Raw genomic sequence first — 19,266 nt, forward strand, 5'->3', positions numbered from 1 at the left:
GCTATCCCCTCTCCTGCGGAATGACGGCGTGCGTGCGAGCGGCTGCGGCGAACATGTCGCCGCGTTGTGCCATGCCGGTGTACATATCAAGACTTGCTGCCGCAGGGGCAAGCATGACGCTGTCGCCGGCGTGTGCGTGCTCGGCGGCGAATTTCACCACGTCATTCATGGCTTGTTCTGGGTCGGTCGAATCGGTGACAAAAACTGGAACCTCGGGGGCAACTTTCTGCACCGCTTGGGCGATCTGGTCGCGGTCGACGCCCAGCACCGCGACGGCGCGGAACTGATCGGCGTGGGCCGCGATCAAATCCTCAACGGACGCGCCTTTGAGTTGCCCTCCGGCGATCCAGACGACGGTTCCCGCACCGTCGAGTGCAGAGTGCGCCGCGTGTGGGTTGGTGGCTTTCGAATTGTCGATCCAGCTGACACCGCCGGCGCGGTGCACGGTAGCACCGCGGTGACCATCTACCTGGAAATTTCTTAGGGCTTCTGCCACGTCCTCGGCGGTGGCCCCATAGCTGCGGGCCATGGCAGCTGCGGCGAGGGCATCGTAGAGTCCGGCCGCGCCAGCAGGTTCAATGCCAGTCGCAGGTGCAAGCCGGGTCTGGGCGCCCTGCCAGGCCTCCACGAGGTAGCCGTTGGAGACTCCATACTGGTTGTCCTCTGGTTGGTCCAGAGTGAAACCGATGATGTCATCACGTCCCGTGCGTTCGGCAAAAGCTTGGACACGCTCGTCGTCAAGCCTCGCCACTGCTACCGGTGCTTGGAGCACCTTGGCTTTTGCGGTGGCGTACGCGTCGAAAGAGCCGTGCCAATCAATATGGTCATCGGCAAGATTAAGTAAAACTCCGCCGTCCGGGATGAGATGTTCGGACCAGTGCAGCTGGAAGCTCGAGAGCTCCGCCACCAAAATATCAACGCGCTCTGAGTCGGTGAGCGCATCGGCAACGGCGACTCCGATATTGCCGCACGCTGTCGCCCGCAAACCGGTGTGTTGGCCGGCGTGGCTCATCATGGCGGCGAGCATGCCCGTCGTCGTCGTTTTGCCATTGGTGCCTGTCACCACCAGCCACGTCCGCGGTGGACCGAAGACCTCGGCGCGGTCGAGGCGGAAGCACAACTCCACATCACCGATCACATCAATACCTGCCTCAGCAGCGGCGACGAGCAGCGGGGAGTCAGGGCGCCAACCCGGGGACGTGACCACCAGGCTATATTCGTCGAGACGCACCATCGCTTCGGCCACCGTCACCGCGTTCGCGCCTGTGACAGTGGTGATGTTCTGGCGGTTTATGTCATTGTCGTCGGCGACGACGGTGTCCACTTCAAGTCCGCGCAGCAGGCGCGCTGCACCCAGACCGGACACGCCGGCACCCGCGACGAGTACTCGGCCGTTAAGAAAGTCTGGACGCACAACAGACATTTACAAACCAACTCCTGAGCTAGTGAGCCATTCGGCGTAGAAGATCGAAATACCCAAGCCTGCGGCGATGCCTGCAATCAACCAGAAACGAATAACGACCGTGGTTTCGGCCCAACCGCCCGCCTCAAAGTGGTGGTGGAAAGGAGCCATGCGGAACACGCGCTTGCCGGTAGACCGGAAGGAGATCACCTGGATCACCACGGACGCGGCCTCAATCACGAACAGCGCACCGATGATGACCATCAGCAGGTGGGTGTGGCTAGCCACGGACAGGCCTGCTACAAGACCACCGAGTGCCAGGGAGCCGGTATCGCCCATGAAGATTTTCGCTGGGGAAGCATTCCACCACAGGAAGCCTGCGCACGCGCCCATGCCGGCGGCAGCCAGCACTGCAAGGTCCAGCGGGTCGCGCACGTTATAGCAGCCAGGTTCGGCGGCAACGGCACACGAGTTGCGGAACTGCCACCACGTAATCAGGGTGTAAGCGCCCATCACCAAGGTGGTGCTGCCCGCTGCCAGCCCGTCGAGGCCGTCGGTCAGATTCACCGCGTTCGACCACGCAGCGATCAAAATGTACATGAAGATTAGGAAGCAGATCGTGCCGATGATTCCGCCACCAACAGCAAGGTCAACGGTATCGATATCACGGGTGAAGGACAGCATGGTCGAACCCGGGGTGATTCCTTCGGCATTCGGGAACTGCAAAACCAGCAGACCGAAAGCGATCGCGATGACGAGCTGGGACACCAGCTTGGCCGTCTTGTTCAGTCCAAGGTTGCGCCCCATGTAGAGCTTGATGAAATCGTCGGCAAAGCCCACTGCCCCAAGCGCCAGCGTAAGTCCCAGCACCAACCAACCGGACGCGGTGTATCCACCCCGGCCAGTAGCCATGGACCACGCTCCCGCCACCAGGTAGGCAACGGTAATCGCCAACAAGATCGCAATACCACCCATGGTGGGCGTGCCGCGCTTATGCGCATGGGACTTCGGCCCGTCCTCACGGATTTCTTGGCCCATCCCCTGGCGGGAAAACATTTTGATCAGTACAGGGGTGGTGAAAATGGCCACCAGGAAGCTGACAATCCCCGCGATAATAATCTGTGTCACGATGGCCTACCTCGAGTTCCTTATCTCATTCTCCAGTAGCGTTTCCGCCACTCGCCAAAGCCCCAACGCGTTGGAGGCTTTGACCAAAATAACGTCTTTGTCTTCACGTGCGTGCCAGTTCGCTTCACCTGGCGGCGCCGTGGAAATGATACCTTTGACGGCCGCGGTTGCTTCATCCACATCGCGCACCAACTTCACGCGCACTCCTTGACCTGCAGCAGCGCTCGCCAGGGCCTGTGTCGCGGGGTTGTCACCCACCGCCACTAGGTCAGTAACCCGGTAGCGCGCCAGCTCGTCGGCAAGCGCCTTATGCTCCCCAACAGAGTCATTTCCTAGCTCGCCCATCTCGCCCAACACAGCGATCGAACGAGCGCCCGGGCGCGCCGCAGCCGTAAACCCGAGGGCGGCGATGCCGGCCCGCATGGATTCCGGATTAGCGTTGTACGCATCGTTAATGATGGTCACGCCGTCCGCGCGCGTTTGCAGGTCCATGCGGTTAGCAGAGGCAGAGCGTGCCGACGACAACGCCGCGGCCACATCTACTGCATCCATACCGCATTCAATTCCTACTGCAGCGGCAGCCAGCGCGTTGGACACTTGGTGCATGCCGAACACCCCGAGGCAGACGCGCTGCGGCGGATTGCCCGGCGTGTGCATGTCAAAGGAGGCGCGTGCCACGTCATCAAGTTCAATATTGGTGGCATAGTATTCGGCGTCTGCCACGGCGGGCGTTGCCGCCGAATACCGCACAACACGGGCTGTGGTGCGCGATGCCATCGCAGCGACGAAGGGGTCGTCGGCGTTCAAGACCGCCACGCCACCTTCGGCGGCTGCGGGCAGAGCCTCCACCAGTTCGCCTTTGGCCTGGGCGATATTTTCGCGGGAACCGAACTCCCCAAGGTGGGCGGTGCCGACGTTGAGGACCACCCCAATGCGTGGCGGGGCGATCGTCGCTAAGTGCGCAATGTGCCCAATGCCGCGTGCGGACATTTCTGCGACGAGGAAATTGGTGCGCTCCGAACAGCGCAACACCGTGTAGGGGTGGCCGATCTCATTGTTGAAGGAGCCTGGAGGGGCAACGGTCTCACCCGCCTGGGAGAGCACCGCGGCGATCAGATCTTTCGTCGACGTCTTGCCGGCGGAACCGGTCACGCCTGTGATTGTCAGCGTTCCGTTGTCCACCAGCTCGTGGGCGACGTGGCGCGCAAGCTTACTCATCCCTTCGACGACTGCCGCGGCCGAACCGTCGGGATCATTAGCAGCAAGGTCGGAATTGTCGTCTGCGCGGCGCTCAACGGGCGGGACGACGACGGCGGGCACACCTACTTCGCGTGCAGCGAGCACACCGGCGGCACCCTTCTCGATCGCGGTGTGGGCGAAATCATGGCCATCCACGTGTGCCCCTGGCAACGCCACGAACAGGCCACCCGCGGTCACCTTTCGCGAATCGAACTCCACGAACCCGGTGACCAGAGATGCGTCTTCGCGTCCTGCGGCTTTGCCCTCTGAGGCATCAGCAACGCGACCATCGGTGATCTTGGCGATCTGGTTCAGGCTAAGTGGAATCATTCCCAGCTACCTTTCTTTCGTGGCCTGCCACTGGAATTGTGTCTCTGTTTCAAAAGCTAATCTGTCCGGCCCCGGAATTGGGACAAGGCACGGCGTACTTCTTCCCGATCGTCAAAGTGGTGCACTTCATCACCGACAATCTGCCCAACCTCGTGGCCCTTCCCCGTCACGATGACAGCATCACCCGGCTGAGCCCACTGGATGAGTTGGTCGATTGCGTCGGAGCGTTGCCCCACCTCACGTAACTCGACGTCGCGGCCGGCCTTGGCTTGTGCCTCAGCCTCAGCGCGAGCGCCCTCCATCACTGCCGCGCGAATCGTGGCCGGGTCTTCCGAACGCGGGTTGTCATCAGTGACGATGACCAAGTCTGCACCCTTGACTCCTTCCGCGCCCATGATGGGGCGTTTCGACGCATCCCTGTCCCCACCTGCGCCGACGATCACGCCTACGCGTCCTTCCACCTGGCCGCGCATCGTTTCCAGCACAGCGGCCACTGCAGCTGGTTTGTGGGCGTAGTCGACGACCACAACAAAGTCCTGGCCCTCGTCGATACGCTCCATGCGCCCTGGCACGCCCGCGGTCTCTACGCCGGCGAGGAAATCGGGGACGTTCACTCCGGCGCTGGCAGCCATCGCCGTTGCCAGCGCTACGTTTGCCACGTTGAAGTCACCCGGAAGGGACAGCGTTGTGGTGTAGCGGGTGCCCTCCACATCGATGTCAATCGTTTGGGCGCCGGAGGCATCCAGCTGTGTGCGGGTCGCGGCCACGTTCAGGCCGTCCTGGCCACGGGTCCCCACGGTCGTTGGGTTAAAGGCAAGCTCTGCCATGCGTTCACCCCAGGCATCGTCAACGCAGATCACTGCGCGCTGCGCATGAACGGCCGACTCAGGATCGAAGAAGCGTGCCTTCGTCAGGAAGTAATCTTCCATGGTCGGGTGGAAATCAAGGTGATCCTGGCTCAAGTTGGTAAAGCCCGCCACGGCGAACGTGGTGCCGTCGACTCGGCCTAAGCTCAGAGCGTGTGAGGAGACTTCCATGACCACGTGCGTCACCCCCTCATCGCGCATCCGCGCAAACAGCGCTTGGAGCGTAGGGGCCTCAGGTGTGGTCAGCTTTGTCGCAACCTCGCGACCATCGATCCGTGTGCCGGTGGTTCCAATGATGCCCACTGTATGCCCCGCGGCCATCAGGCCGGCTTCGAGCAGGTAGGTGGTGGTTGTTTTTCCTGAGGTACCGGTCACTCCGAGGACGGTCAGGTCTGCGGAGGGGTGACCATAGATTTCCGCAGCCACCGAACCGAGCACCGCGCGAATCTCATCCACGACGAGCACGGGACGACGATCACCCGCCTCCTCCAGGATCTTCACGCCTGCCTCATCGGTCAGGATGGCCGCGGCTGGGGTCTCACCCGCGAAGGAGGCTCCGTGGACCCGGGTACCTGGCAGGGCCGCAAAAATTCCGCCGTGTTCCACGTCCGCGGAGTTCAAGCTGATCGCTTCGAAAGTCAACTGCGCGGGCTGGGCCGGGGCGTTGTGTACCCGGGCCGAAGCGATACGTGCCAGCTCATCAAGCGACGGCGCGGTGTGTGCAGGGGTTGTCATTGTAGGTGGTCTCCTTACTGCTTATTGCGTCTGCAAGATGATCGGCTCTTCAGCCGGTGGGTTAGGTGGAATATTGTCCCGGTTAATCAGCCAGTTCGCGATCTCACGGAACACCGGTGCCGCGGACTGGCCCCCGGCACCGCCCTCCATGGGACCACGTTGTGGCTCATCGATCATGACCGCGACGACGAAGCGGGGATCGTCGGCAGGCGCGATGCCCGCGAACGTGATCCAGAACTGGGACTGCGAGTAGGCACCGGTGTCCGGGTCCACCTTTTGCGCCGTACCGGTTTTGCCGGACAGCTGGTAGCCCTCGATGCCCTGCCCCTGTGCCGTACCAGAGTTCAGCCCGGTGGGATCTTCCTGGAATACGGACTGGAACATATCGACTGTGGTCTTTGCGGTTTCCGGACTGACCACTTGGGTGCGGGCCGGTTCTTCCTGCTCCACGGGATTGCCGTGCGCATCTCTCACAGATTCGATGATGCGTGGCTCAATGCGCTCGCCGCCGTTGGCCAGCGTCTGGTAGATGCTGGCCATCTGCAGGGTGGTCCAGCTCATGCCCTGCCCAATCGGCAGGTTCGCAAAAGTACCACCGGACCACTGCTCCAACGGCGGGTACAGGCCCGAGGACTCGTTGGGGAGCTCAACGCCTGTGGTTTGCCCCACGCCAAAGCGGTTGAGGTATTCGGCAAACTTTTCCTCACCTAGCCGCTCGGCGATCATCAGGGTGCCCACGTTGGAGGACTTACCGAAGATGCCGGAGGTGGTGTACGGCACAACGCCGTGCTCCCACGCGTCAGACACGGTGATCCCGGCCATTTCGATAGATCCGGGTACTTGGTGCACCTCATCCGGGGTGGTCACGCCTTCTTCCAGCGCGGCCGCGGCGGTAATGATCTTGGCAACGGAGCCAGGCTCATAGGGGTGCGAAATCGACTCATTTTCGAAGTCCCGGCCCTGTTCCAACTGCTTCTCCAGATCACCATTCGGGTCAATGGTTCCGGTGTTGGCCATGGCGAGAATATCACCGGTAGCGGCATCGAGCACCACTGCTTCAGCCGACTTAGCGCCGGAGTTCGCTTTGGCTTGCTCCAACAGCTGCTGCACATAGGTTTGCAGGTGCAGATCGACCGTGAGGGTCACATCGCTGCCGTCAATGGAGGGGACTTCGTCGCGAAGCGTGCCCGGGATGGGCTGGCCGTCCGTCGATACGTCCTCTGTGCGCCGACCATTATTACCCGTCAGAAGTGCGTCGCCGGAAGCCTCCAGGCCGAACTGGCCCTGGCCGTCCATGGAGACCTTTCCGACGATATTCTCGGCAATCGCGCCATTGGGGTACTGGCGGATGTCCTGGTGGTCTGCGGCGACACCGTGAAAGGTCCCGGCGATCTCATCGGCAACATCAGGGTCCACGTTGCGGACCAATACTTCATAGTGGGTATTGGCCTTCAGTTTGTCCAGGATCTCTTTCGCATCGACATCCTCGGCGTTATCGGAGCCAGTTTCGCCGGCCTCGTCGATCATCTTCGGGATCTCATTGGCCATTGTACGCAGGCGGTCCTCGACCTTGGCTGGTAGCTGGGCCTCAATTTCTGCCTCGCTCAGCTCTTCGATTTCTAACGCGGTGCGCTCCTGCTCCGTGATCTCATCGCGGAGGCGGATTGGGGAGACCGTGAGGGAACGCGCCTGCATCGTATAGGCCAGCTCATTGCCCTCGCGGTCTGTAATCGTGCCGCGGCGAGCTGGGTCGACGTAGACGCGGGCGCGCTGCTGTTCTGCAGCTGCAGAAAGTTCGGGCCCCCAGACCACTTGAACCCATGCGAGGCGAGCAATCAGCACGGCGGCCACCGCGATGAACGCGATGAGCATGATACTGAGCCGGCTGTTGGTGATGGTTTTTTGCTTGGCGACAGGTGCTTGTGCGCGCGAGGCGCGCGAAGTCTTCTTAGTCACGGCCGTCTGTCACCTGCTTACTTTCCTACTTTTGCTTTGTTGTTTGGCGTGTACCCATCCCCTACTGATCGCTTGTCGACGAACACCCGGCTGTCTAGAACTGTGCCGGAACGTTCGGGGCATATGGCAACCCGGCTGGCTCTGGTGCCGGAGCCGGCGCTGGCGCTGGCGCGTTCGATGCGGGAGCCTCATTGCGTTGTTGATCAGGGCGGTCGATAGGTGCTGGTCGGCTGTTTTGTGGGCGAGCTTCAAGGGAGTCTGATACGTCTGCGGTGGCGTCTGGGTCACTCGATGCTCGTCCTGGACGGACCGGCGCACCGTTGACGTCAATGATAGATTGCGTTGCCCCATCAGCCGGGCGACGCTCTGAGACGGTGCCGTCGTTTTCTACATCGACAATTCCCGGCGTGACAGGAACGACCATGCCCGCATCGCTGGCGCGGCGCGCCACCTCTGCAGTGGACTGCAGGTTTTCCAGATCGCGGTTCAAGGTCTCAATCTCATTGTTCAGCCGCGTCTCGTTGCCCTGTAGTTGCTGAATCGCAAACGTCTGCTGGGTGGACAGCGCAGAGAACAGCATGGCTGCCACGACGCCCAAAACAAGCAGTGGCAAGACGATAAGCGAAACTGCCGTGAACCGGTTCTTGGCCTCGGCCGGCTGCTCGTTGACGCGACGCCCGCGGACAGACACGACCTGCTTCGATCCCAGTCGCCCCGGCTTTGTGCGGGGGACGTGAGGGGCCACGCGCGGACGATAGCCAGTGGGGGAATGAGGAACAGTAGTGCGTGCCGACGATCGACCGGCCGCCCGCGCGGTGTCGTCACGGGGGGTGTCGATATACGTTGGCTCGGTCCTGCCGGTCTCGTCCAGCAGCGTAACGCTCGCCCCGGTGTCGTAACCGGCAGTCAGGTCTCGGCTGGCTCCCATGGTCATGTCCCTTCAGTCCTTAATTCTCTGCTAGTTTTTCGATTGCTCTGACCCGGACCGGGGCGGCGCGGGGGTTGTCTTCAATTTCCGCCTTGGTTGCCTTTTCGGAACCGTTGGTCACGGCACGGAATCGTGGTTCAGTTCCTGGTAGGTCCATCGGCAGCCCCGGCGGGGTCTTCGAAGCGGTGAGTTCTGCGAAGGCTTGCTTGACGATCTTGTCTTCCAGCGACTGGTAGCTCATGAACACCACTCGCCCACCGACACCAAGGGCATCAGTGATCACGGGGATGACGTTGCGCACCGCGTCGAGTTCTCCATTGACCTCTACGCGCAGCGCCTGGAAAGTGCGCTTCGCCGGGTGGCCGCCGGTGCGGCGAGTTGCCGCCGGAATGACGCGGTACAGCAGGTCGACGAGGCGACCCGAACGGCTAAATGGTTCTTGTTCGCGCTCTTTGAGCACGGCAGATGCGATCTTGCCGGCGAAGCGTTCATCCCCATAGGTCTTTAAAACGCGTGCCAAGTCACCGTGGCTGTAGGTGTTGAGGACCTCCGCAGCAGTAATTCCGGTGGTCGGGTCCATGCGCATATCTAGAGGCGCGTCCACCGAGTAGGCGAAACCACGTTCCTCTTGGTCCAGCTGCATGGAAGAGACGCCTAGATCAAAAAGGGCCCCTGCCACACCGTGGTCACGGGCCGTGACGAAGATTTCACCAGCTTCGCTTTCAAGTGCCTCGTCAATGTCGTCGAAGCGAGCTTGAATCGTCGTAAAGCGGTTCCCGAACCCGGCAAGCCGGTCCTGCGCGTCGCGCAACGCTTCTGGGTCGCGGTCAACGCCAATGACTCGAGCGCGGGGAAAGACGGTGAGGAAGTGCTCGGTGTGTCCGCCGGCACCCAACGTGCCATCAATGATCACAGCGTTGTCGCCGAAGGCCTCCACCGCAGGGGCGAGGAGTTCGGCCATGCGATCACGCATGACGGGGACGTGGCCGTGGTTGGCGTCGATATCGAAATCCATGTGATTCACGGCCTGAACACCCCCTTCGGAAATAGCAGCCGGTATTGAACTCATCACGGGGAACGTATAGGGCCCTACCCGAAGCGGTCACTCTGATGTCGGGGAAGTACACCAGAAAGACTCGCGCTTCGGGCAGAGTCCGTACACGCTCTCCGTCGGTGGCTACTGCTAGAGCAGCCCGGAAAGAATGTCGTCCTCATCCGCTGCGGCAAACGCAGCTTCCGTCTCTTCTTGATATTGAGCCCAGGACTGCGCATCCCAGATCTCCAGAAAATCCACCGACCCGATGACCACGCATTCCTTGGACAGGTTTGCGTATTCACGGTGCGCCGGCGACAAGGTGATGCGCCCGGACCCATCGGGAGTTTGCTCATCCGCGCTCGCTGCGAGGTTACGAATGAACGCACGTGCCTTCGGGTTCGTGCGGGAAACAGCTGCTGCCTTGCGTGCGCGGGCCGCAAATGCTTCCCGGGGATAGACCGCTAGGGAGTGGTCTTGCCCCTTCGTCACCATCAACCCATCTGCCAGCTCCTCGCGGAACTTGGCCGGAAGGGTCAACCTGCCTTTGTCATCGAGCTTGGGAGTGTAGGTGCCCAGAAACAACCAGGGTCACCTTCCTTCGTTCGACTACGCCGGTGTGAATCTTCTTCAGCTACCGCATGGTTACCCAATTGATCGCCGATAGGCCCCACTTTAACCCACTTTGCCCCACATTGGCCACATCGGGCCCGAAAATTCTTTTGCTAGGCACGATAACAGCAGGTAAAGAGCAAGAAATTAAGGTGGCGGACTTTCCCGCGAGTCCCCCAAAAAGCTTGTCACAACCGCCACATGAGCACCAATACCTCGCTTTAAGAACTTCCTCATCGGCCCAATGGGGACCCAACCTATCCGAACGACCTGCGCCTTTAGCGAGGTGGATCGAGGGTGGGGCAAAGTGGGGCGTCCGGGTGGGGCAAAGTGGGAGACGCACAGTCTCCCGAATTTAGGCCAGCCGTGGCCTCGTAGCGGAGCGCACCCCGATTTCTCCCGACCACCCCCGCGCAGGGGGTGAGCAAAGCTGCCAGGCGCACGCGATTGGCTGCAGACATAAAAAATCCCCACACCTCAACACAAGTTGAGGCGCGGGGATGCCACTACGGCCAGAGGCGGCCGGAAAAGAATGGACTACTGGTTATCTTCGAAACGGCGGCGGAAGTTCTCCTCCATGCGGGAGCCGACTCCATCCTTACGCGGAGCCTTCGCCTTGCCGGACGGGCGGCGCACCGCTGGCTCATCGTCGTTCGGGGTGCGCAGAATCCACACACCAGCACCAAGCATCACGATGAAGCCCAACACACTGAGCGCGATGAGCCATAGATTCACCTGCGCCAATGCGACACCGGCAACGAGGAGTACTAGACCCACGACGATAAGGGCGACGCCGCGCAGTGTAATTTTGCCGGTACCAGTGCCATCCCCAAACGACGAGCTCCCTGAAACTTGCGCGCCAAATTTAGGATCGTCTGCCAGCAGCGACTGCTCAATCTCACGGAGCGCGCGCTGTTCCTGCTCTGAAAGGGCCACGATTCCTCCCGCTGTAGTGGTGTTAAATGTCCTGTTCGAACTCTCTAACTTCTCAACGTATAGCGTATCTGTTTTGTTCCCAGAGAGGGAATCTCTCATGTACCACTCTCCCCCACCCTTAGGCCACAGCAGAGCCACCTGGACCAAACACAGTCTCGTCATAGAACGCATACGCAAGATCCAGCAGCGCGACCACGTCCTCCCGAGGCGGCTGCGTGACAATCCCCGACGCAACCCGCCCACGCAATGCGGAGTAGCGCTTAAATTGGGTAGCCCACGCCTTCGCGCTTTCCCCTGTAAGGGCCAATTTGTCCCACGCGCTCGTCGGCAAGCGCTTCCGATTCGCAATAACGGGCGATGCCGCGTTGACCGCGCCGGCCACCCGTAACGCAGCCCGGTAAGCATCCTCCAAGGCAAGGTCGCCCTTCCCGCCTGCTAAATGCTCCGAAGCTGACGCTAAGAGGGATTCGGCGGACGCTAGGAAGCCGTCAATGCGCTTCATGTTGCGGCCATGCGCCGTCGGGGCCCCCATTACCGAGCCAGTGGTAGCCGAGATAACACTGTTCATGACCTAATTTTCCTTTCCTTTATTTGATGTGGTTTCACCCTAAAGCACGTCCCGGACACACGTTCTAGCAATTCGAACATACTTTCGTCTTTCTGCGCGTTTAGCCAGGCCACGCAACTAATCAGGGGGATTTTTACGCGAGAATCGCGCCAACATGGTTCGATAGGACATGTGAGTGTTACGTTGCGCCGTCTCAGCGGTCCAGAATTTTCGATCCTGGCTCCCCGCCTTGTCGACATCTATATCCATGCCATGGGCTACGCCCCAGGCATTCGCAACGACAGAATCCGAGTCTGGCGCTCCGAAATCTACCAACCAGGCTTTACTGCCATCGTCGCCATGCTTAACGAACAGGTCGTTGGAGTGGCCTATGGGTTCATCGGGCACCCCGACCGCTGGTGGGATCAACAACTGCGTCGCGGCTTCCGCGAGCGCGGAGGAGCCACACCCGAACAAGAAGCGATGCTGCGCGACTACTTTGAAGTCGCCGAAATTCACGTCACACCTCGGCTCCAGGTGCGTGGGATCGGGCGCGCCCTACTCACCGAGCTCCTGTGGAACGCCCCCGCGTCCTACGCCATGCTTTCCACGCCGGAGGTTCCCGATGAGAAGAACGCGGCATTCGGCTTGTACCGGTCCTTTGGTTTCGAAGACGTGCTGCGCGATTTCTTCTACAACGGCGATGCGCGGCCCTTTGCCATATTGGCGCGACCCTTGCCACTTCCCCAACAGAAATAAGCGCATGGGTAGTGTTAAAGCAAAATACTTCACTACAACGTTTCAGGAGTGTGTCGCGTGAGCGCAACTCAGGATTTCCGAAATCTCTCTCTCGATGAAGTCCCCGCAGCCGTCGCGGAGGAACTCCGCTTGTTTTTGAGCCAGCGTGACGCGGACATCGCCAAGATTGGCACCCCAGTCACTCGCGCCGTAGAGCACCTGCACAACTTCGTTCTCGGCGGCGGCAAGCGCGTCCGCCCGCTCTACGGTTGGGCCGGCTTCGTCGGTGGCGGTGGCCTGGAAAATTCCTCCGAAGACCCCCACGCTGTGTTGCGCGCCGTGTCCTCTCTTGAATTCATCCAGGCATGCGCTCTGATTCACGACGACATCATTGACTCCTCAAATACCCGGCGCGGCAACCCCACCGTTCACCGCGCTGTGGAGAAGGTTCACTCGGATGCTCAGTGGGCGGGCAGTTCGCTGCACTTCGGGCAGTCCACCGCTATCTTGGTCGGCGATTTGGCCCTGGTGTGGGCGGAGGACATGTGGCGTTACTCCGGTTTGAGCCACGCAGCCCTGGACCGGGCCGCGGAGCCGTGGCGCGGGATGCGCACTGAGGTCATCGGCGGGCAGCTGCTAGACATCACGCTGGAAGCTACCGGCGACGAAAGCCCTGAGCTGGCGAATGCCGTGAACCGCTTTAAGACCGCCGCTTACACCATTGAACGTCCCCTTCACCTCGGTGCGGCGCTAGCCGGGGCATCCGCGGAGACGATCGACGCGTTCCGCGGTTACGGGCGCGATATCGGCATCGCTTTTCAGCTGCGTGATGATCTTCTCGGCGTATTCGGTGATCCTTCGGTGACTGGCAAGCCAGCCGGCGATGACTTGCGTGAGGGCAAGCGCACAGTATTGCTGTCCTTAGCCTTGTCGCGTGCCGACGAGGCCGACCCCGCTGCCGCTGCTTCTCTGCGCGCCGGTGTGGGCACCGCGACGGACCCCGCTGAGATCGCCAAACTTTCGGCCATCATTCAAGAGACTGGTGCGGTCGAGCAGATTGAGCAGCAGATTACTCGGCTGACTGAGTCCGGGCTGGAGCACCTGACCAACGCAGGCGTACCAACGCCGGTTCACGACGCGATGCGCGAACTCGCGATTAAGGCCACGGAGCGGCGGAAGTAGTGATGGGCTGGCTGCGCCGTATCAACCCCGCCACTGTGGGGCTTATCGGGACTCTACTGATCGCTATCGGCTCCTTCGGTGCCGGCGCTACACGCAACCGAGGTGGTGTGGTCAGCGCACTTGGTCTTGATTTTCTCACCTTTGGCCACGGCAAAGGGATCATGGAGGTCATTCTCACCGTGGGCATCGTCCTCCTTCTTGGTGCGTGGGCGCTGGTTGGGAGACGGGTGATCGTCGATAAGCTGGAGCGTGACGACGACCGGTTCACCACCGTGCAACGTTCCATGTGGCTGTGGCTAGTGCCGCTTGTGTTCGCGGCGCCGATCTTGTCGCGCGATGTGTACTCCTACCTGATGCAAGGCGCCATGCTGCGCGACGGCTTCGATCCTTATAACGAAGGTGCCGCCGTCAACCCCGGCCCCTACCTCCTCGAGGTCTCGCACGACTGGCGGAATACAACGACCCCCTACGGGCCGCTGCACCTGTGGATCGGTGAGGGCGTGACCACTCTAGTTGGGGACAACGTGGCCCTTGGACTGATCACCTACAAGGTTATTTCGCTGCTCGGCTTTGCCATGATCGCCTGGGGTGTGCCCCACATTGCACGCGCCTTGGGCGGTGACCCAGCGCTGGCGCTATGGCTTGGTGTGGCTAACCCGGTGATGATGTTGCACATGGTGGGCGGCATGCACAATGAATCGACCATGGTCGGGCTGGTGACGATCGGCTTGGTGCTTGCGCTCAGGCGGCGTTTCATCGCTGGTGTTGCACTCATTGCGGTAGCGGTGTCCCTGAAGGCGACGGCCGCCATCGCGTTGCCTTTTGTTGTGTGGATGGCGATGCATCACTTCGCCGGCCAGGGTGCCGGGCTGGGGCGGCGCGTGCTGGCATTCGTGATTGCTGGCATCGTCGGCGTGATCGAAACGCTCGCCGTGGTGGGTGTGGTTACGTGGGCTTCGGGGTCTTCCTGGGGCTGGCTGGCCGAGATTTCCGGCAACTCCAAGGTGGTCAACCCGCTCTCGCTGCCGACGCTGATCGCGGACATCGTTACCCCGTTTGTCCAGCTGTTCGTGGAGCGATTCCCCTATAACGTGATCTTGGATGCCACCCGCACCGTGGGATCGATTGTCATGCTGATCGGTTTGGTCGTGATCTGGTGGTTCTTCCGCCAGAATGACCGGCGCGCAATCATGGGAACCACCCTCGCGTACCAGTGGGCGTTCACCGTGAACGCGGTGGTGCTCCCCTGGTACTACGCCTCCGTGGTCTCCCTGGTGGGCACGTTCCGCCCACCGCTGTGGCTCCAGCGCCTCACGGTCGGCGCCACCGTGGTGCTCGCGCTGGCCTTTACCGGGGGTGGAAACCACAGGTTCTATGACCTCTGGTTCCTCGGCTTCGCCGTCTTCCTGGGTTGGCTGGCTACCGCATATATTTTCCCGCTTCGCAGCCGCTATGTCCGCGAGGCCGAGGAAGCCACAAGCGAGGCTAAAACGCCATCGCCTGCGCGCGCCTAATCACTTCGCGTGCCAAGTGCCCGTGGAGACCGTCCACGGGCCGGCCGGGCAGCGATTCATCTTCGGTAAATAGGTACTCGAGGATCTCTTCGTCGCTGAATTTGTTGTCCGCCAGCACGGTGATCACGCCCGAGACGAACTTGGTCAGCTCGCCGTGCTCGTCGAAAAGCGCTGCAGGAACATAGTTTTTCCCGTCCTTGCGATACTTCACCAGCTTCGAATTCTGGACCAGATCATGGACCTTCGTCACGGGCACGGCCAATTGATCAGCCACCTGCGGGAAGGTCAGCAGTTCTTCGTCGGAAAGCAATGCGTCTACGTTGGTACTCACATGGGCTACTCTACGTCCACGGCGGACTAAAGAGGCTGTCGGATACCACTTAGCACCCAAGTTGAGGGATACTTGTTTTTATGAATCAGCTCGCAGTTGGAGATTACCTGGAGGACCGCTACCGCATCGATCACCCGATCGCGCGCGGAGGGATGTCTATGGTGTATCGCTGCGTCGACGAGCGGCTCGGGCGTGAGGTCGCCGCGAAGGTCATGGATGACCGCTACGTGGACGATTCCCTCTTCCTCGACCGCTTCCGGCGCGAAGCACGCGCGATGGCCCAACTGACGCACCCCAACCTTGTCAACGTGTACGACTTCTCGGTGCACGGGGAACATGCCTTCCTGATCATGGAATTGATTACCGGCGGCACCCTGCGCGAACTGCTCGCTGAGCGCGGGCCGATGCCGCCGCACGCCGCCACCGCAGTGATGCGCGCGGTACTCACCGGCTTATCCGTTGCGCATGCCAAAGGCATGGTGCACCGCGATATCAAGCCGGACAATATCCTGATCAACTCTGACAACCGGGTCAAGCTTGCGGACTTCGGGCTGGTTCGCGCCGCCAGCGACGCGAAGCATTCCACCGATCAGATCGTAGGCACAGTTGCCTACCTCTCCCCCGAGCAGGTCGATGGCAACGAAATCACCCAGGCATCCGACGTCTACTCCGCCGGCATCGTCCTCTTTGAGCTATTGACCGGCTCCACACCGTTTTCGGGGGACTCCCAACTGGCCCACGCTTTTGCGCGGCTTAACGACGATGTCCCGCCCCCTTCCAGCCGCATCGAGGGCGTACCGAAGCTTTTCGACGAGCTGGTAGCCACCGCGACCGCCCGCCAGCCCGGCGACCGATTCCACGACGCCGGCGAATTCCTTGCCGCGCTTGACGACGTTGCCGCCGAGCTCAACCTGCCCGCCTACACCGTGCCCGTGCCAACGAATTCCGCGGCACACCGTGCGGCCGCCGTGCCCACCAACATGGGGCCTGGGGCGAATACCGAAAACGCCGGTGATGAGCCTGAAGATGCAGGCTCGACCCGAGTCATCCCCGCCCAGGAGGAAGAGCCCGAAGAAGAAACTCGTGTCCAACCTGCGGTGCCCCCGGAGCCGATGCCCCAGCCGGGGCCGCAGACACGACAGATAGCGCCTCCACCGGCGCCGGCTCCTTCGCCTGAACCGGAGGTACGGCGGGAGATCGAACCGCCCGCAGCCGAAAGTAACCGCTCTTCTGTCTCCCTAATCGTGTGGCTGGTGATCATTGGGATTCTCACCGCAGCCGTTGCCATTGGCGCGTGGTGGTTCGGGTCTGGCCGCTACGGGGAAATCCCGCAGGTACTGGGCATGGACCGTGAAGAAGCAATCGCGGCAGTCAGCGAGGCCGGCTTCGAACCTACGACAGAGATTGTGTACCACGATGACGTCCCAAAAGATCAACCGGTGGGAACTGAACCACCGAGTGGCGACAAACTACTACCCGGCGATTCTGTGACGGTGTTGATTTCGCAGGGAAAACCCACGGTGCCTGAGGTCCCGGCAGGCATGGGCGTGGAAGATTACCGGGCGCTCGCCGAGCAACGGACTTTCGACGTGTCCACCGGCGAATCAGTCTATTCGGCGGACGCGCCGGTTGGCTCCATCGCAGAAACGAACCCGCCGGCAGGCACCCCGATGCCGATCGGATCCACCGTCACCGTGGCTGTCTCCAAGGGCCCAGAACCAATCGGTGTACCTGATCTACGCGGACTACCCGAAGACGAAGCGATCGCAGCGCTCAGAGAGGCTGGCCTCAACGTCGGAGAAATCAGCCACACCTTCGACGACGAGATTTACGGCGGCAACGTGGTCTCCACCGATCCCCCACAATCCACTGAGCTGGAACGCGGGAACACGGTCGACCTGGTCCTCTCCAACGCTAGGACGGTACCTGACGTTGTGGGTAGGACCCTCGACGAAGCCACCGACGCTATCGAGGAGGCAGGCATCACCGTCGACCGCACCACACGTGACAGCGATCAGAGCGCCGATAACGCCAACCGCGTGTTGTCCACTGATCCAGCACCGTGGACCAACCTCCACCCAGACGATGCCGAAGTAAGCATCACTTTGCCCGGCCGCGTTATCGTGCCAACCTTCGTCGGCATGCGCGTAGAGGATGCCCGCAAGCTTGCCGACGATATCGGGCTGAAGATCAACCGCGGCAGCCGCTATAACGACGAAGTGATCACCGAGCAACGCACCTCCCCTGGCGAGACAGTCCGCCCAGGCGCGACAGTGCGCGTTGACTCGGAAAAATAAAAGAGCAGCCCGGGTGACCGGGCTGCTCGGCTGTCGCTAGTAACGCTAGTGGTTCTAGTAGCGCAGCATCTCAGCAACGAGGAAGGACAGCTCCAGTGCCTGCTCGGTGTTCAGGCGTGGGTCACACGCCGACTCGTAGCGGCCTGGCAGATCAACATCGGTGATGTCCTGGGCACCGCCTAGGCATTCCGTCACGTTCTCGCCGGTCAGCTCGATGTGAATGCCGCCTGGGTGGGTCCCGAGTGCGCGGTGCACCTCGAAGAAGCCTTGTACTTCGTCAATCACCTTGTCGAAGTGGCGGGTCTTATAGCCATTCGACGCTGTGAAGGTGTTGCCGTGCATCGGGTCCGACTGCCAGACGACCTTGTGGCCTGAGGCCTCGACGGCCTTAATCACGCCAGGTAGAACCTCGCGGATATTCTCATGGCCCATCCGAGCGACCATCGTCAGGCGTCCTGGTTCACGGTTCGGGTCGAGGCGCTCTGCGTACGCAACTGCCTCATCCGGGGTCACCGAAGGCCCAATCTTGAGGCCGATCGGGTTATCGATCAGGGCAGCAAAGTTCACGTGGAAATCCTCGATGCCACGGGTCCGCTCGCCGATCCACAGCTGGTGCGCGGAAAGATCATAGAGCTTCGTCTCGCCGTTCTCATCCTCCGCCAAGCGCAGCATCGCACGCTCATAATCGACCAGCAGTGCCTCATGGGAAGCATAAATATTCGATGTCCGCAGGTGAGTATCGTTCACGCCACACGCGTCCATGAACGCGAGCGAGCGGGAAATCTCGCGCGACAGCGCCTCATAACGCGCGCCGGCAGCAGAATTAGCGACGAACTCACGGTTCCACTCATCTAGGTTGTACAGGTCCGCGGTGCCCGACAGGGTCAGGGCACGCACCAAGTTCATCGCCGCGCCCGAGTTCGCGTATGCGCGCACCATCCGGGAAGGATCGTGACGACGAGCCTCCGGCGTTGGCTCCACGCCGTTGACGATATCGCCGCGGTAGTTAGGCAGCCCATTTCCGTCGAGGTCCGAAGAACGTGGCTTAGCGTACTGCCCTGCAATACGTGCCAGCTTCACCACGGGCATCGACGCACCGTAGGTGAGCACGACCGCCATCTGCAGCAGTGTCTTAATATTGGCGCGGATATGAGGCTCGGTGTTGGACTCAAAAGTTTCGGCGCAGTCCCCACCCTGCAGTAAGAAGGCCTTGCCGTTGGCAACGTCAGCCATCTGTGCCTTGAGCTTATGAATTTCGGGTGCGACGACGACCGGCGGGACAGACTCGAGAATCTTTCGAACGTTCTCGGCCTTCCGCTCGTCCCAGGTGGGCTGCTGCTTCGCGTCGCGCGCGATCACGTCCTGGAATCGCTCGTTGAGATCACCGGGCAACGGTGGCAGATCGGGCAGCATTGTCTCTGGAATATCAATTGTCCAACTCACACTCTTAGTTGTAGCACGACACCCAGCGAAAACCCACTTTCCCCCAATG

At 61.2% G+C, this 19,266-nt stretch carries 16 protein-coding genes; 4 read left to right on the plus strand and 12 right to left on the minus strand.

Going from position 1 to position 19,266, the window contains the following annotated elements; all coding sequences use genetic code 11:
* Position 1: 1 nt before the first annotated feature.
* From murD to B097_RS0100735, 10 genes are all read right to left on the minus strand, one after another.
* Positions 2–1,423 carry a UDP-N-acetylmuramoyl-L-alanine--D-glutamate ligase gene (gene murD, locus B097_RS0100690; RefSeq protein WP_018580610.1) on the minus strand — a complete coding sequence of 474 codons (1,422 nt, stop codon included), beginning with the start codon at positions 1,421–1,423 and terminating at the stop codon, positions 2–4.
* Positions 1,424–2,530 (minus strand): phospho-N-acetylmuramoyl-pentapeptide-transferase, encoded by a 1,107-nt coding sequence (mraY, locus tag B097_RS0100695; protein ID WP_018580611.1) that lies wholly within the window; start codon positions 2,528–2,530, stop codon positions 1,424–1,426.
* A 6-nt stretch (positions 2,531–2,536) separates the two neighbouring features.
* Positions 2,537–4,099 (minus strand): UDP-N-acetylmuramoyl-tripeptide--D-alanyl-D-alanine ligase, encoded by a 1,563-nt coding sequence (locus B097_RS0100700; protein ID WP_018580612.1) that lies wholly within the window; start codon positions 4,097–4,099, stop codon positions 2,537–2,539.
* Positions 4,100–4,155: 56 nt separating this feature from the next.
* Complete coding sequence (locus B097_RS0100705; RefSeq protein ID WP_018580613.1) at positions 4,156–5,700, minus strand: UDP-N-acetylmuramoyl-L-alanyl-D-glutamate--2,6-diaminopimelate ligase; 1,545 nt, start codon at positions 5,698–5,700, stop codon at positions 4,156–4,158.
* Between the two features lie 21 nt (positions 5,701–5,721).
* Complete coding sequence (locus B097_RS0100710; RefSeq protein WP_081617980.1) at positions 5,722–7,572, minus strand: peptidoglycan D,D-transpeptidase FtsI family protein; 1,851 nt, start codon at positions 7,570–7,572, stop codon at positions 5,722–5,724.
* Between the two features lie 178 nt (positions 7,573–7,750).
* Positions 7,751–8,590, minus strand: a complete 840-nt coding sequence (gene ftsL / locus B097_RS0100715) for a cell division protein FtsL (RefSeq protein WP_018580615.1) — start codon at positions 8,588–8,590, stop codon at positions 7,751–7,753.
* Positions 8,591–8,603: 13 nt separating this feature from the next.
* A complete protein-coding gene (rsmH, locus tag B097_RS0100720) occupies positions 8,604–9,599 on the minus strand; it encodes a 16S rRNA (cytosine(1402)-N(4))-methyltransferase RsmH (RefSeq protein ID WP_018580616.1) in 996 nt (331 codons plus the stop codon).
* Positions 9,600–9,767: 168 nt separating this feature from the next.
* Positions 9,768–10,202, minus strand: coding sequence for a division/cell wall cluster transcriptional repressor MraZ (gene mraZ / locus B097_RS0100725; protein WP_018580617.1), 435 nt, complete (start codon positions 10,200–10,202; stop codon positions 9,768–9,770).
* A gap of 564 nt (positions 10,203–10,766) precedes the next feature.
* Positions 10,767–11,165, minus strand: coding sequence for a DUF3040 domain-containing protein (locus tag B097_RS0100730; RefSeq protein WP_018580618.1), 399 nt, complete (start codon positions 11,163–11,165; stop codon positions 10,767–10,769).
* A gap of 118 nt (positions 11,166–11,283) precedes the next feature.
* The gene (locus B097_RS0100735; protein ID WP_018580619.1) at positions 11,284–11,733 is read right to left on the minus strand and encodes an SAV_6107 family HEPN domain-containing protein; all 450 of its coding nucleotides are present in this window, start codon (positions 11,731–11,733) and stop codon (positions 11,284–11,286) included.
* 171 nt (positions 11,734–11,904) lie between these two features.
* Here B097_RS0100735 and B097_RS0100740 point away from each other — a divergent pair, with 171 nt between their 5' ends.
* The 3 genes from B097_RS0100740 to B097_RS0100750 are packed head-to-tail and all read left to right on the plus strand — an operon-like array spanning position 11,905 to position 15,146.
* The gene (locus B097_RS0100740) at positions 11,905–12,471 is read left to right on the plus strand and encodes a GNAT family N-acetyltransferase (RefSeq protein ID WP_018580620.1); all 567 of its coding nucleotides are present in this window, start codon (positions 11,905–11,907) and stop codon (positions 12,469–12,471) included.
* A gap of 57 nt (positions 12,472–12,528) precedes the next feature.
* The gene (locus B097_RS0100745) at positions 12,529–13,632 is read left to right on the plus strand and encodes a polyprenyl synthetase family protein (protein WP_018580621.1); all 1,104 of its coding nucleotides are present in this window, start codon (positions 12,529–12,531) and stop codon (positions 13,630–13,632) included.
* A 2-nt stretch (positions 13,633–13,634) separates the two neighbouring features.
* Positions 13,635–15,146, plus strand: coding sequence for an alpha-(1->6)-mannopyranosyltransferase A (locus B097_RS0100750; protein WP_026254202.1), 1,512 nt, complete (start codon positions 13,635–13,637; stop codon positions 15,144–15,146).
* On the opposite strand, the gene B097_RS0100755 is transcribed toward B097_RS0100750, so the two are convergent.
* Positions 15,118–15,477, minus strand: coding sequence for an Rv2175c family DNA-binding protein (locus B097_RS0100755; RefSeq protein ID WP_018580623.1), 360 nt, complete (start codon positions 15,475–15,477; stop codon positions 15,118–15,120). The genes B097_RS0100750 and B097_RS0100755 overlap by 29 nt on opposite strands.
* Positions 15,478–15,557: 80 nt before the next feature.
* Between B097_RS0100755 and pknB the strand changes: the two genes are divergently transcribed.
* Positions 15,558–17,774, plus strand: a complete 2,217-nt coding sequence (gene pknB / locus B097_RS0100760) for a Stk1 family PASTA domain-containing Ser/Thr kinase (RefSeq protein WP_018580624.1) — start codon at positions 15,558–15,560, stop codon at positions 17,772–17,774.
* Positions 17,775–17,828: 54 nt separating this feature from the next.
* Here the strand turns inward: pknB and B097_RS0100765 are convergent, their stop codons facing one another.
* Positions 17,829–19,217 carry a class II 3-deoxy-7-phosphoheptulonate synthase gene (locus tag B097_RS0100765; protein ID WP_026254203.1) on the minus strand — a complete coding sequence of 463 codons (1,389 nt, stop codon included), beginning with the start codon at positions 19,215–19,217 and terminating at the stop codon, positions 17,829–17,831.
* Positions 19,218–19,266 lie beyond the last annotated feature (49 nt).

The sequence above is a fragment of the Corynebacterium pilosum DSM 20521 = CIP 103422 genome (genome assembly GCF_000373805.1).
GTDB classification, from domain to species: Bacteria; Actinomycetota; Actinomycetes; order Mycobacteriales; family Mycobacteriaceae; genus Corynebacterium; species Corynebacterium pilosum.